This is a genomic window from Komagataeibacter sp. FXV3 (assembly GCF_015155755.1).
Lineage (GTDB): Bacteria > Pseudomonadota > Alphaproteobacteria > Acetobacterales > Acetobacteraceae > Komagataeibacter.
In genome coordinates this window covers 1-13,826 of the sequence record NZ_VWPI01000136.1, presented here as the reverse complement: position 1 = coordinate 13,826, position 13,826 = coordinate 1, and the positions used below count along the sequence as shown (strand labels likewise).

Sequence of the window (13,826 nt, the reverse complement as noted above, 5' to 3'; positions counted from 1 at the left end):
TTTCAACGCTCAGACGGTCATGATGGGACCTGAATAAGCCTGCACGAATGGATCATGGGTCAGGAGGAGCAGGCCCTCCACCGTGGCCTGGGCGACCAGGATACGGTCGAAGGGATCGCGATGGACATCGGGAAGTTGTCCGACCGCCACGGCATGCTGGCTGGTAACAGGCAGTTCCTCGTAATCGTTCTCGATGAGGCCGCGCCGCAACAGGTGCGGATCCACCTGGAAGTCTGCCCGGCCGAGCCCGGCCTTGATGGTGACTTCCCACAGACTGGCGGCACTGAACACCAGCATGTTCTCCGGATTTTCCATGAGAGCCCTGGCGTCAGCGGAGAGTTTCTCAGGTTCTCCAGCCGCCCAGAGGAGCAGATGGGTATCGAGCAGAAGCCTCATGCCTGCCCATCGAACAGCGAACCGATCTCGTCCTGTCCCATGTGATCGAAATCGTCCGGCACCTGCATCCTGCCTGCAAGGAAGCCCAGGCGTTGCTTGTGCTGTTGTTCCGGAGCGGAGATAGGGCTCACCCGTACAACCGGTTTACCGGCCTTGGCGATGATAAAGCTCTCGCCTTTCATTGCAGCGTCGATCAGCCGGGACAGGTGCGTCTTGGCTTCATGGATATTAACGGTTCGCATGGGGCACCCCTTTGGCTTAGCCAAATCAACTTAGTTAGGTTAAGCTGAATGAGCAAGAAAACAGCTTTTGTCGATCTCATCAACGATGGTCGTATCATTATGCCCGCCTGCTTGCGGATGGCGGCGACCAACCCGGTGCCCAGATCCCTTCTGGGATGAGGAACAACCACGATTCCTGGCCGCGACGGATGTTTGAAGACGCTATATGAACCGTGCACGCAATCCAGCTTCCAGCACACGACCTCATCCCTGTTCAGCAGAAACCATATGATGTGGGACATAGCTCTCGCTGAAGGTCTATTGCTGCGACAGCGGTTGCTGTCGAAGCAATATCTGGCAATGGAGACATGATCATGACTGATCATTTCCAATGAACTGGCTGCCAAAAGGGTTGCAATTCGCCAGGCCCGGGCCAGCACGAAACCCGCTGTCCCGGCCGATCAGGTGCTTGTGATCCTGAAAGCCGATCTGGCAAAGGTTCAGGCAGCAATTGACGCCACAACATAACCTGCAAATGCCCCTGGGGAAGGATGGGCCTATGCCAGTCCGAGGAAAAGGGCGAGCGCCCGACTGACAGACAGCATGAGGGTATCGCTGGCGATCCCGAAAGCCGGGCCAACCTTTTCGCGGTTGATAGTGGTTGGCTTGTCGATCATGACCTGTGATGGCTTACGTAGCCCATTGTGCTCATCGGGTCGGATTGTCAGGCGAAACAGGGCAGCGTCTACAAGGGCGCTGGAGAGGGGCAGAAGGGTCACGGCAGCTGTCATGTCGAACCGATCAGCCTGCACCACCAATGCAGGCTGGGGTTTGCCGAGATCGCTCTGCAGGGCAACGGTTACAAAGTCGCCTCGCTTCATGCCTCCCAGCCATCCAGATCGGCGGCAGCGGCATCGAGGAAAGAGGCAATATCTGGCTCATGCGCGTCAGCCAGGGCTACCAGCATGGCCTGCCGGCGGCATTCCTCGTCAAACCCCTTTGCCCGTGTATCGGGAACCCCGATTTGGACAGGGCGCAGTCCAGCCTTGCGGAGCGTGTCTCGACGCTTCTTTACGCGAATGGCAACAGGGGTCATGGTGCATCCTCCCCGTTACATGTAACACACAATGAGCGCTCAGGTTTAATGTTTCTGGAGCCTGTTGGGAATTAACGCGAATTGATGATTGCGGCGGTGAGATAAATCATTGCTGCGAATGATCTGTCGGTCTTGTCGCTTCGCATGGCGATGCGCTTGAACTCCTTGAGCTTGCAGAAGAAGTTCTCGATGAGATGGCGCGCCTTGAACAGGGCTCCATCGAAAGGTCGCCTGTCGAGGCGGTTCCGACGCTGGGGAATGACCACGCGGGCCCCTTGCGCGCGTATGGTGTCCATGATCCAGTGGACATCGAACGCCTTGTCGGCAAGAAGTCCCTCGAAATCAGCCGGTTCGAGAAGCGGCGCCACCCCGACCGTGTCGTAATGCTGGCCGGGGATAAGCGTAAAGCGGACCAGATTGCCCAGGGCGTCCGTCATGGCGATGATCTTGGTGGACCATCCCGTCACACTGCGTCCTATCGCCTGACTTCGGGTCCCCCTTTTGCGCCCTGACCATGACGGTGAACCCGGACCACCGTGCCGTCGATCATCGCATATTCCATGTCGGCCTCGTCAGAAACAGCTTCAAAAAGCCGTTTGAAAACACCGGCTTTCATCCAGTCGCTGTAGCGGGAATAGACCGAGTTCCAATGCCCGAAATACGTCGGAAGGTCCCGCCATGGGCTGCCGGTCCGGGCAATCCATAAGACCGCCTCGATAAAAAGACGGTTGTCCTGCCCGCTACGCCCCCGATCCGTTTTCTTGCCAAGGCACAGCGGTTCCATTTTCGCCCATTGGGCGTCTGTCAGTACGAAGCGATCCATACGGATTTTGAATCACATTTGGTGACTTTGAAAAAGTACAATTCCCAACAGACCCTGGTTGAGCAGGAACTCATTGTTTGAGGGCACCGCACGATCTGCACGCCAAGCCGCCAATGCGCACGTCCCGCGCAGTCATACTCAACCGGGAGAGCATGCTGGCGTCCACACCCCATAATGCCTTGAGCAGAGACCGTTTTCATATGCTTCGCGCTCATGGGTCGTTACCGTGTCTTATCGCTACCTTTTTCGACCGACCGCCCTTGGCACCATTCCGGCCGCCGCCTTTGCCGGGCTGGCGGACGATCCGCCTATGCGTCCCATCTGTGCTGCCATCCAGCTTCGGGAACCGTAGATACCGTGGATCAGACCTTCGACCAGAACATCGGCGTCGAGACGGGGCCAGTGAAGGCCATTACCTAGCGGAGTGATCTCGATCTCGGCCAGATCATTCAGAGAAGCGTCCTGCAGATCTTGTATCAGATCCACAGGCACGCTCATCTCAACACCGTTGGAGAGCGTGACGTGAAGGGCGCGGCGAGCACGGATAAACCGTGCGGAGACCGCATGAGGAATTGCCGCTCTATGAAGTGCGTCTGTTTCACGAGCGGCCTGATAGTTCATGTCATTCGCCATGTATCTTTTTCCATGCTTCAGCCAGCATCTCAGCGTGGTCCTGTACGATGACAAGGGCTTCCTGTATGACCTTATCTTTCATGCCACCTGCCCGTATCAGTCGGGCTTTCCTGTCAATTTCAATCACCGCTTCCCCATCCGCGCTTATGACGTGAACATGCATTGGCCAGCCTATCAATCCCCGACAAGGCCCGCAGAGCACCCAGGGAGGCCGCACAAAGCGAAATTCCCGTTATCGCCCACACCAACTAGCCACCACACACAATAACGCCTGTACGGCCATCCTGTGGCGTCTGGTGGGCATGCTGCGACACGTGAGCTGCTGAATGATCGCCTGAACACCGGCGCGTCTTGAGCAGATTACGGTCTTGCCCGGTTCTTCTGGTGTTGTAGGCGTCGGGCGAGCGCGGAGCGGGAGCCCCGTAGGGCGCCGAAGGCGCCGACGCGGGAGAGAAAGGTGCTGGTGGTGAGACGATGCGGGAACGCATCGTCAGATTATGATTTCGCGCCGTAGGCGTGTCCGTTTAGCGCAGCCCTGAAAGGGCGAGCAGGGGGATGCCGGGTGGGAGATCGCGCATAGCGCGATCGGGGCGGCCGTAGGCCGCGAGTCGGCGGGGGCGGAGCCCCCAAGAGGCGGTGCTTTTTTGTTAAGAATTTTGTTAAAATATATAGTTAAAAGAGTTAAGCACTAAAAAACCTATGAAAACACGATTGATAACAGTCTGTTACGGTTACGGGCGGTGGGTGAAACCACGTGTTTGGGTGGGTGAAACCACGATGCTTGGGTGGGTGAAACCACGATGCTTGGGTGGGTGAAACCACGACAGTTGACCATACTTATCCACAGGAAAACGCAACATTCCCTATAGCTTGAGTGGTTTCGAGTCGTAGTAACTCTCATTTTGACTACAGAGAGAACTCATTGGGTGGGTGAAACCACGATAGTTTAACGAGGCCGCCCTCGTGACAAACGATCCATCAACCCATCCACCTCTTCAGCACGCCGACGATCTGCTTCTACGCGCTCTCTTTCTTTTTCGAGCTTCCTATGCAGCTCAGTCGCTGCCTCAATACCTCGCAACTGAAACATCACTGCCGGTGTGCCTTCAACAGTCTGAGTCAACGACATGGTGTAATCCGGAAGTTGGTCTGCTTCGATGATCTTCCGCAGCATACGATTAAATTCTTTAGGCTGCGCATCGCTACCTGTTTTTTCATGCAGCACCTCGACACGGCATATCCACCCACCTCTCTGCTGACCAGCATGTTTACGTGCGATCCGATAGAGGGCCCGCTCTAATCCACCAGATAAAAGAAAATAATCCTGATGCATTGTCAGCAAGGATCGCTCACTTACAATGCCTTCATAAACCCAGTTTGATAGGGTGATCGTCATTCCACGCGGCTGATCTGTGTCTGGATCTACTTCCAGCGTCCATCCATCCAACCATCCAAACTGAGCCTCATTACGGCGCTTAGGTGCCCGTAATGATGTACGGATGGATGTTGTTTCTAGACGCGAAAGAGCAGCTTGCAATTCCTGATAAGCACGTCCCCCTGTTCCCCGTCGAATGCCGCGCAACAAATCATAGGTTGTTGTTGTAAGCGTTCGCGGAAGATCATTGATCCCCTGCTCTTTCATCCGATTTAATACGGAAGCAGCCCACACAAGAATGTCGGCATCCCATATTGTCGCCATGCCATAAGCTGGCATGGCTTCAACTTTCACCCATGCTTCGCCATTTGGACTGCGATATTCAATTGGCTTAAGACGTTTACGTTTCTGAAGTGAGAAAAATGGCCGCTCCATCACTTCCCGCTGATCTTTCAACGGAAGATCATTCATTAACGGAATAAAAAAGTCGAACTCGGGGTTCGGATCACGCCGTTTACTCATGGTGCAAACCTAGTGTGTCCTCGCTGCACTAGATATTGGCGCAATAAACGCTCGGTAATAACCGTCAAAGGTTCTCCACCTTCCTCTACACTCAGCTGACGGAGTGTACGGTGCATATCCTCTGGGATATGGATCAAAACCGGTTTTTTGCCAGGATGACTATTTTTCTTGCGTGGCGAAGGTGCGTTCCCATCAAGAGGTGATCGGGTAGTAGCCTCTTTAGGCACATTTTCCGCTACAACCGTCGGAGATACAGGGGCACTTTCTTCCTCAAAAATGCCGGCTAATGCCGATGCTTTCTTGGGTTTCACCATCATACTATCTCGCTTAGTGGTTTATTCGCATAACCGCTTAGTCGCTTAGCCTCAGCATAAGCAGAGCGTAGTTCAGCTGCGGCCTTACCATCTGGATCCAATTCGGCAGCGGTTTTCCCAATCGGTGTTGCTCTATAAAAATCCTTACGAAAATGAAGTTCTGTATCGAACATAGTGACGCCTTTAGCGATGAAGCCCGCTCGAGCATCTTTCCCTTCTGAACCTTGGTAAGGAACCTGGGTAAGAATCACAGCAAAAGGTGTTCCTGCTTGCTGAACCTGCTTTATGGTTTGCAGCACAGAATGAACATCCAACCCACGCGGAGCGACTGGGATCACTACGAAGTCAGCTTGTTCTGCCGCCAACATAGCAATGTCTTTTGAGTTTGCTGGCGTATCAATGATGATGAGATCCAGCTTTCCACTCTTACGTCCTCGCGAAACATGCAAAGGCAATCCTGCAACACTGCTATCTTTCACCATTACGTCATCAGCCTCTCGTCTCTCAGACCAATAGAGAGCTGATCCTTGCCGATCGTCAGCATCAAGAATCACAACCGCTGCGCCTTCACTGGCGGCTTCGACAGCAAAAGCCGTTGCAATCGTCGTTTTCGACTGCCCACCTTTCTGCGCAATCACGGCCCAAGTCTGCATGATGTCTCCTACTAAGCGACTATGCTTTTCATATAGCTTATTCGTTTAGTAGCAAACAACTTTAATCGCATAGTCGCTTAGTTGCATATTCGCTTAGAATTTATATCGCATCCTAATGCACTCGGCTTCTGCTGGGATAGAACCATTAGCCACACTCACGGCATGATCCCCTGCATGACCAGAAATGCTCTTACTGTGATGATCTTCACACCATCATAAACCCGCAGGTCCAGAATATCGCGCTTGTCGCCCGTTAACAAAAAATCGGCTTTCCCAGCGGATGCCAACGCCAAAAGATAATCGTCATCCGGATCCGGAGAAGCTGCCACAGCAGGAAGATTTACAATGAGAACAGCTAAATCCCGGACTTCATTGACCAGACGGCCGGCGAGGGTGGGCGGCAGACGGGAACGGATCTTAGGATACCGTGTCACGCGCCGCAACTCATCTAGCTGCTCGGTAGAAGTCAGCAGATCGAATTGTCCTGCCCGCCATAGCCTGAGCAGATGCGCTGGCAGGGATTTTTCAGAAAGCAAGGCACTGATGAGAAGATTGGTATCGATGACTAGACGCACGCCTTAGCTGGCCCTGTCCGTTGCCCGCGTAGCGGTCACGGCCTCGCCGATCAGGTCCTCTAGGGCGTCCGGCTCCATATCTGCGAACCCACTCCGGGCTTCCGCCATTGTCCTGTCGAACACACGCCAGCGCACCGCCTCCTCGATGAAGCGAGACAGGTCGCCTTTCTTCATGCCGCGCTGCGCCAGGAAACTACGTACGGTGATGTCGGTTTCGCGGGAGATTGAAACCGTCCAACGAGTCATATCAGTAGACATATCATATCTCCATATAAGATCTTATACGCTTATCATGATAAGCGCCTATATATATCTGTGCAATCCGATTTCATCTTCACAAAATGCATTACCCCCACATTTTCCGTGCGATATCCTGCTCCTCGGCGCCGACGGCATCGGCGTAGATGGCGGTGGTGGAGAGCTGGGCGTGACCGAGCCATTTCTGCACCATGTTGAGGGGGATGCCGCTGGAGACGGCGGCGACGCCGAAGGCATGGCGCAGGCCCTTGGGGGACGCGGCCGGGCCGGCCAGGCCGGCGGCGTCCATGACCGCGTGTACCGCCCGCCAGCCGGTCATGCGGGACCAGGGCCACAGCCGGACGGTCGCTCCACGGCCCCGCCGGCGCTGGGCCTCGCGGATGCCATGCACCAGGTCCAGGGCCTCGAGCAGGGCGGGGGGCACCGGCACGGCGCGATAGATCCCGTCCTGGCGCTTCTTGAGCGTGGCGAACACCAGCACGCCGCCGGCCAAGTCCACCCGGTCCGCCGTCAGGGCAAGGGCTTCGGACAGGCGGCAGCCCGACCAGACCAGGGTCATGCACAGCGTGCGGGCCTCGCGCGGCGCCTGCTCGGCCGCGCGCAGGAAGCGCGCCCGCTCAGCGACCGTGAGGTATTTGCGGCTCCCGTCGCGGTCGAACAGCTGCATCCCGCCGGGGGCGCCTGCCGGGGTCGCCCGCTGTCCCGGTTTTCGGGTGCTGCTCATCCGGCTGCCCTGTCGCGGTAGCCCCGCCGGCGCTTGGCCCGGAGCTGGCGGGCAAGGGCGTCGAGCGCCTGCCCGGCATCATGATGCAGTTCGCAGACCTGCCGGCCAGCCGTCCCGATCCGCCCCCACTGCCGCACCAGGGCGGTGCCGCCGAACAGGTCGGGCTGCAGCGACAGATGGTAGAAGCGCCAGCAGTTGATGGCCGGGTCCACGCGCACCAGCGCCGCCGTTTCGGGGAACAGCGATAACTGGCAAGGCGGCCGGACAGGGGCCTTCGGGGCAGGTCTGGGCATGATGTCCCGAAAAGTGTAACACATGTCGCCCGACCCGGACAGGAAAACCGCCGCAATCGCGGGACAGGCCGGCCGGTTTCAGGCCCGGCCTGTTACACTATTACCCATAGTGTAACAGGTCATGGGTCTGCCACCCCTTGCGACGTTATCACTCTCAATCCAATAGAGCCGACAACTTTGGGGGGAACCCTCGACATCCCCTTCGTGTTTGCGTCGAATGGCGATGGCTTCGCATTCCATGGACGAGCGCACCAAGCTCGTCGCGCGCAAAGTCACCGAATTTCTGAAAGAGGGCGGTGACCGCTATCAGAAGACAATCGTCTTCTGTATCGACCGCGAACATGCGGCAGGCCCTCATAAACGAGAACGCGGATCTCGTAGCGGAGAATTCGCGCTACGTCATACGGATCACGGGCAACGACCCCGAAGGCCAGGCACAGCTTGGCAACTTCATCGACCCGGAAAGCCGCTATCCGGTGCTGGTCACAACATCGGGGCTGCTCTCCACAGGCGTTGATACCCAGACCTGCCGCTTGATCGTGCTGGACCACGATATTGGCTCGATGAGCGAGTTTAAGCAGATCGTCGGGCGAGGCATCCGCGTGCATGAGGATACTCGCAAGTTCTTCCCCACCCTCATGGATTTTCGCGGTGTGACCAATCACTTCTCTGACCCGGATTTCGACGGCGAGCCGGTGCAGATTTATGAGCCGGGCGAAGACGATCCCGTATCGCCACCCGACGACGACAGCACTACTGGCCACCCCGGCAACGATGAGTTTGACCTTTTATAAAAGGCGCTGCCACACAGTAAGCATCCGGCGAGGACCACAGGCATGCGTCAGGCCGCCTGTGTATGATTGGCGTGACGGGTGTTTTTCCAGTTCCAGGGGAGCAGTTCGTGCAGGCGTGAGACGGGCTGGTCGTTGATCCGGGCGAGAACGTCGGCGAGCCAGGCCTGGGGATCGACGTCGTTGAGCTTTGCGGTGACGATGAGGGAATACATATCGGCCGCGCGCTGGCCGCCCCGATCGGAACCGGCGAACAGCCAGGCTTTCCTGCCAAGGGCGATGCCGCGCAGCGCGCGTTCAGCGGCATTGTTGGTCAGGCAGATCCGTCCGTCGGAGAGGAACCGGGTAAAACTCTCTGGCCTGCGCAGGATATAGGCCATGGCTGTGGCAACGGGGGTCTTCTTCGACAGGCGGGCGCAACTTTCGCGCATCCAGGCGAGCAGGCCGTCGACCATGGGAGCGATGCTTTCTTGTCGCACAGCGAGACGCTGCGCCGACGTTGCGCCATTGATGGCGCGCTCAGCCTCAAAGATTGCGTCGATCCTGCGCACGGCCTCCACGGCAAGAGGTGCGCGGCCGAGTTCGGCCAGCCTGAACAGGCCGCGTCGGGCATGCGCCCAGCAGCCCGCCGGCATGACCGGTGCCGGTTTGCGGTCGGCGTCGAACAGCCGGTTGTAGCCGCCATAGGCGTCGGATTGCAGGATACCGCTCCGGTCGGCGAGATGCTCCATGGGATGTTCGCCCTTGCGGTCACGGAAGTAGCGGAACCAGGCCGCAGGCGGTGCGGGGCCGCCGCATGGCCGGTCATCGCGGACATCGGTCCACAATCGCCCGGTCACGGTGCGGCTTTTCGCCAGCACTGGTACGGTGGTGTCGTCGCCATGCAGCCGTTGTGCCGCCAGCACATGGGCGCGGATCTGCGCGATCAGCGGCGCCAAGGCGGCGGTGCTGGCACCCACCCAGTCAGCCAGCGTGGAGGTGTCGAGATCGATCCCTTCGCGGGCAAAGGCCGCGCTCTGGCGGTTCAGCGGCAGGTGATCGGCAAACTTGCCGGTCAGGATCGTCGACAGCAGTCATGGCCCGGCGGGGCCCCGGGCGATCGGATGGAAGGGGGCGGGTGACTGCGTGATGCTCTCGCAGCCCCTGCAGGAGAATTTCTTTCGCACCGTCTGGATTACCCTGAATTGTCTGGGGACGACTTCCAGCGTCTCGGTCATGCTCTCGCCCAGTTTTGCCAGACGGGATGAGGCACAGCATGGGCACTGCACAGGGGCTGGGATAACGCCCCTTTCACGCGGCAGAGCCGCAGGGAATGGCTGGTGCGCCGGGCGCTGCCGCTCAACATCCGTTTCCGATGCCCTGGCCATGGTCTCTGGCGCGTTGGCGGGATCGTCTTCGGCGATCGCCATTTCCAGATCCTCGAGTTCGAGTTCCAACTGCTCAAGCGGGCGTCGGCCGCGCTCAGAGGACGCACCGAAGCGATCCTGCCGCATCTTTGCGATCAGCAATTTCAGATGCGCGACCATCGCCTCGGCACCCGTTGCGCGCCGTTCAGCCTCCTGACGGGCCACCTCGGACGCTGCCAGAGCCGCCCGCAGGCGATCGATCTCCGATATCCCGGTCTCCATACTGCCCATGACAGCATGGATCGGCCCTGCTGTGTACCGAAAAATGCGTTCAGCCTGCCAGTTCCGGCCGCCATGTGCGTTGCGGGTGCCTCCAGCCGATCCCTTCCAGCAGGTAGCCGAGTTGGGCAGCGGAAAGAGCCACCACACCATCCGCCGGTGACGGCCAGATGAACCGGCCGCGTTCCAGCCGTTTGGCGTAGAGCGACATGCCCAGCCCGTCGTGCCAGAGAACCTTGATCAGATCCCCGCGTCGCCCCCGGAACACATAGAGATCACCAGCATGCGGATTACGACCCAGTGCCTCCTGCACCCGCAGTGCCAGGCCCGGCATGCCAAGGCGCATATCGGTCGTTCCCGTCGCCAGCCACACCCGAACGCCCGATGGAACCGGGATCATCGCCGCAGCAGCATGATCAGGCGTTCAACCCTCTCGGGTGGAACATCGTGACCAAAACGCAGGATGCTGCCATCGCGGAATGTAATTTCCATCTGGCCTGGCGCCTGACCTTCCTGCGCAACCGGTTCTGCCAGTCTGACAGGCACAAGGGGTCCATCTTCGGGCCGTCTGCTGCGCCGACGGCATTCCTGCCGCCAGCGATAGAGAAGACTGACATGGATCCCATGCTGGCGGGCCACTTCACGAATGGAGAGCCCGCTTTCAAACGAGGCTTTTACAACCCGGGAGCGAAAGGCCGGCGTATAGGCCCGGCGGCGTTCCCCCACAATCTCGATTGCTGCATGGTTTCTCCGGGCAGTCGCTGCGACATTCGCTGCGACCGTCTCGTGTTCATTCTCGATAAAATCGTCCATGCACAGAAGAGATATCCGGTCCTATCAGCCTACAAGGCGGCTTCTACCGGATGCTTACGCCACACACCTAGCTTCGACAAGCGAATGAACAGTTGTGCGGCAATCCACCAGGAACCGAACTCATCTGGTATGTCGCGCCATTTCGCGCCGTTCTGATGACGCCAGAAAATCGCGGATATCATTCGCCGTAGGTTCTTTGGCGGTGTCTTACCTTTCGAGCTGACTTCCTCGATCAAAGGCTCCCAGACAGACCATGCGGTATCGGAAAAGACAGACTGCATCATGCTCATCATAAATGGCTATGCAGTCCGTTCTGTTATTCAATACCTAAAAGATCATAGCGCCCATACACTTTATAAAAAGTGTAATGTGTAAATAAAAATTATAAATTTGAATTTTTTATTTTACAAAATCAACACCTAGTATTTTCTTTTTTTGTAAATCTGTTCCAAAATTTAAGTCCCATCTTTTTTCCATGAAATTAATTATTCTCATTCCTCTTTCTACTATTTTTTGTGCAGTCCACTCGTCTTCTTTTGAAACTTCTATCTCAGAATATGATCCATATTGGTAAGACACATATTTACCATCATCCCCTCTGGCCTTATCAAGAAACGGTTTGTTAGACAAAGAAGAGTTTTTTGATTTAGATAATGGCAGTAAATTACCTATAGAATTCCTCAAAGCCTCCTTCTGTTTTTGAGTATATTTTCCAAACCTTGATGTCCAATATATGTTTCTGGCTTGTTGTGGGTAAATATGCTCAACCGATATGAAATCAGATTCTGGGTTTTTAAATTCTTCCCATGATATTTTTTCTCGAGAGTTTCTAGTCTGAGACTTTAAATACATTTCGTACTCAAACAAAACATACCTAACTGTATCCCAATTATAAAACCCTCCAGACCACCTTAATGACTCCGGCAATGATTTAGAAAAATCCCCGTTTGACGATAAATCTGAGGATATTTTTCTTATTTTTACACTAATATCTTCTTCTTTTAATTTACCATTTTTTAATTCCATCGCTATATCTAAAAATCCTTTACGTACAGAATTATTACTCATAACAGCATATCTATATTTAATTATAGACAATATAAATATTACACGCTCCATTTCACTCATCACTTTAGATATATATTCATCGTTTTCCATGTATTTCATAAAAACAAGAACTGATGCAAAAAATCTTTCCATCCCAATATGATTTAACCTAATTAGCGATATCTTTATGCTATCGTCATATTTAGAAAGAGCTGGATTTAATATATCATACCATATTTCAACTACATCTTTCATTGATTGAACATAGTCATTTACAGAATTCAAGCTTATTCTAAATGATCCTTTTTTTAAACTAATAGGTGATATGTTTTTTTGATTGAAAATATTATTTAGTAAAAATTCAGAGTAACTCTCCACCTCACCACCAAGAGAAAACCTGTATAGCTTATCACTACCATTTAGAGTTTCATAAAAATAAATTTCGCAATGAGTCATTAAGAAAAGGTCGTCGGATAACGGATTGTTTTTATTCTTACCTAAATTATGATACACTGATTTCCAGCATGAATTTATATTTCTTCTCAGCTTATCTTTTTCAGTATTGTTAGAATTAAGTTGGGTTGAAACATATATCAATCTGTTTTTTAACAATTCTAAGTGAGATAATGGCTTTCCTCTATTATTCATGGTTTCAAATGCTATACAAACATCAATATCATTAGATATAGTAAATATATTAAACAAAAACCCTTGTGTTATTTTTGTATAAATTTTTTCTACCTCTGAATTACTTATATTCGATATTTTTGCTGTGAAAAAATCTTTTGCTGTTTTTAAGTTTTGTGCGTATATAGTTTCTTCAAGGTTATCATCAATATTTTCTAAAAAAATTTCTTTCTTAAGAAAATTATAGCTTGGATTATCTCTTTCATATCCAAAAATATAAGATCGTGATATTCCTTCATTTTTTGAATCAAAAATGAATTTTCTTTGAATATCTTTCTTTTCTGTATAATTTATTTTAGTGTCATTTTTCATATATTCAATAATAGTTTGTATTAATATTATTATTGTAGTCATCCTCTGCTGACCATCAACTATAAAAAATGGTTCATACCTTTTGGATTCTATTATCCATTTATCATCATCCCATCTATCATAAATATTTCTTGATACAGATTCCAATGTTAATACACCCGTATAATGGTTTTTTCCTTCCTGCAATTTTTCTAAATCACTCCAAAAATCATTTAACTGTTTATTAGACCACGAATACCCTCTTTGATAATCTGGTATTCTAAATAATCTGTCTGAAAATATTTTTGATATACTTAAAAGAGATGATTCCATTTTTATATTATCCTAATTTAGTGATTTATATCGCATTCAAACATAAAAATATCTTTGACAACAGACAGAAGTGGTCCCCAATTTTCGGACAGGTGATTAAAGCTATAATTTGACCAGAAAGAGGACTGGTTTTATGGGCAAGGTTACGAGGAAACGATAATCGGATGAATCCCAGTCGCCAGTGGCTCTAGGACCTACTAGTCACCTGAATCTGAAGTTCGGCTCATTGTGACGTGCCCCCCTTTTTGTATCCACTCAAAAGGAGAGTTCCCGTTTTTCATGGCTTGGAGTTGATGGAATAGCAAGGGTCTCGGGGGCATGCCCCCGAGACCCTTGTCTAGCGACCTGATCCGGTG

16 protein-coding genes and 4 pseudogenes are annotated in these 13,826 nt (G+C 53.1%); 1 reads left to right on the top strand and 19 read right to left on the bottom strand.

What is annotated here, in order from left to right; translation table 11 throughout:
- Positions 1-9 precede the first annotated feature (9 nt).
- From F1542_RS12575 to F1542_RS12510, 14 genes and pseudogenes are all read right to left on the bottom strand, one after another.
- Positions 10-396 (bottom strand): type II toxin-antitoxin system VapC family toxin, encoded by a 387-nt coding sequence (locus F1542_RS12575; RefSeq protein WP_029335811.1) that lies wholly within the window; start codon positions 394-396, stop codon positions 10-12.
- Positions 393-638 carry a type II toxin-antitoxin system Phd/YefM family antitoxin gene (locus tag F1542_RS12570; RefSeq protein WP_010511271.1) on the bottom strand — a complete coding sequence of 82 codons (246 nt, stop codon included), beginning with the start codon at positions 636-638 and terminating at the stop codon, positions 393-395. Before F1542_RS12570 ends, F1542_RS12575 begins: the two co-directional genes overlap by 4 nt.
- A complete protein-coding gene (locus tag F1542_RS17520; RefSeq protein ID WP_193733349.1) occupies positions 590-919 on the bottom strand; it encodes a type II toxin-antitoxin system HicA family toxin in 330 nt (109 codons plus the stop codon). The genes F1542_RS12570 and F1542_RS17520 overlap by 49 nt, the downstream gene beginning before the upstream one ends.
- A gap of 255 nt (positions 920-1,174) precedes the next feature.
- Positions 1,175-1,498, bottom strand: a complete 324-nt coding sequence (locus tag F1542_RS12560) for a type II toxin-antitoxin system PemK/MazF family toxin (RefSeq protein WP_010511269.1) — start codon at positions 1,496-1,498, stop codon at positions 1,175-1,177.
- The gene (locus F1542_RS12555; protein WP_193733339.1) at positions 1,495-1,713 is read right to left on the bottom strand and encodes an antitoxin MazE family protein; all 219 of its coding nucleotides are present in this window, start codon (positions 1,711-1,713) and stop codon (positions 1,495-1,497) included. The genes F1542_RS12560 and F1542_RS12555 overlap by 4 nt, the downstream gene beginning before the upstream one ends.
- 71 nt (positions 1,714-1,784) lie before the next feature.
- Positions 1,785-2,536, bottom strand: a protein-coding gene (locus tag F1542_RS12550) for an IS5 family transposase (RefSeq protein WP_193733338.1) whose coding sequence is annotated in 2 segments (ribosomal slippage) — positions 1,785-2,206 and positions 2,206-2,536 — 753 coding nt in all. Because the reading frame shifts where the segments join, the coding sequence is not laid out codon by codon here.
- A gap of 211 nt (positions 2,537-2,747) precedes the next feature.
- Positions 2,748-3,169 (bottom strand): annotated as a pseudogene (locus tag F1542_RS12545) (DUF2442 domain-containing protein).
- Entirely contained in the window at positions 3,159-3,332 is a 174-nt protein-coding gene (locus F1542_RS12540; RefSeq protein WP_193733336.1) for a DUF4160 domain-containing protein, read from the bottom strand. The pseudogene F1542_RS12545 and the gene F1542_RS12540 overlap by 11 nt, the downstream one beginning before the upstream one ends.
- A gap of 783 nt (positions 3,333-4,115) precedes the next feature.
- Positions 4,116-5,066 (bottom strand): replication initiator protein A, encoded by a 951-nt coding sequence (locus F1542_RS12535; protein ID WP_112209711.1) that lies wholly within the window; start codon positions 5,064-5,066, stop codon positions 4,116-4,118.
- Between the two features lie 313 nt (positions 5,067-5,379).
- Positions 5,380-6,033: a ParA family protein gene (locus F1542_RS12530; RefSeq protein WP_062247395.1), complete on the bottom strand. Its 654-nt coding sequence runs from the start codon at positions 6,031-6,033 to the stop codon at positions 5,380-5,382.
- Positions 6,034-6,188: 155 nt separating this feature from the next.
- Positions 6,189-6,608 carry a putative toxin-antitoxin system toxin component, PIN family gene (locus tag F1542_RS12525; protein ID WP_193733335.1) on the bottom strand — a complete coding sequence of 140 codons (420 nt, stop codon included), beginning with the start codon at positions 6,606-6,608 and terminating at the stop codon, positions 6,189-6,191.
- A gap of 3 nt (positions 6,609-6,611) precedes the next feature.
- On the bottom strand, positions 6,612-6,866 hold the full coding sequence (locus tag F1542_RS12520) for a ribbon-helix-helix domain-containing protein (protein WP_010512657.1): 255 nt from the start codon (positions 6,864-6,866) through the stop codon (positions 6,612-6,614).
- A gap of 88 nt (positions 6,867-6,954) precedes the next feature.
- Entirely contained in the window at positions 6,955-7,533 is a 579-nt protein-coding gene (locus F1542_RS12515) for a site-specific integrase (protein WP_227672717.1), read from the bottom strand.
- A gap of 53 nt (positions 7,534-7,586) precedes the next feature.
- Positions 7,587-7,883, bottom strand: coding sequence for a WGR domain-containing protein (locus F1542_RS12510; RefSeq protein ID WP_227672716.1), 297 nt, complete (start codon positions 7,881-7,883; stop codon positions 7,587-7,589).
- Between the two features lie 238 nt (positions 7,884-8,121).
- Between F1542_RS12510 and F1542_RS12505 the strand changes: the two are divergent.
- Positions 8,122-8,656: pseudogene (locus F1542_RS12505) on the top strand (helicase-related protein); the annotation flags it as partial.
- 68 nt (positions 8,657-8,724) lie between these two features.
- Here F1542_RS12505 and tnpC read toward each other — a convergent pair.
- The 5 genes and pseudogenes from tnpC to F1542_RS12480 all read right to left on the bottom strand — a co-directional run bounded on the left by tnpC (position 8,725) and on the right by F1542_RS12480 (position 13,470).
- Positions 8,725-10,302 (bottom strand): annotated as a pseudogene (gene tnpC, locus F1542_RS12500) (IS66 family transposase).
- Between the two features lie 49 nt (positions 10,303-10,351).
- Positions 10,352-10,699: an IS66 family insertion sequence element accessory protein TnpB gene (tnpB, locus tag F1542_RS12495; RefSeq protein ID WP_193733332.1), complete on the bottom strand. Its 348-nt coding sequence runs from the start codon at positions 10,697-10,699 to the stop codon at positions 10,352-10,354.
- Positions 10,696-11,112: an IS66-like element accessory protein TnpA gene (gene tnpA / locus F1542_RS12490; RefSeq protein ID WP_007396039.1), complete on the bottom strand. Its 417-nt coding sequence runs from the start codon at positions 11,110-11,112 to the stop codon at positions 10,696-10,698. The genes tnpB and tnpA overlap by 4 nt, the downstream gene beginning before the upstream one ends.
- Positions 11,113-11,165: 53 nt before the next feature.
- Positions 11,166-11,393: pseudogene (locus F1542_RS12485) on the bottom strand (transposase); the annotation flags it as partial.
- 118 nt (positions 11,394-11,511) lie between these two features.
- On the bottom strand, positions 11,512-13,470 hold the full coding sequence (locus F1542_RS12480; RefSeq protein ID WP_193733331.1) for a DUF262 domain-containing protein: 1,959 nt from the start codon (positions 13,468-13,470) through the stop codon (positions 11,512-11,514).
- Between the last annotated feature and the right edge of the window lie 356 nt (positions 13,471-13,826).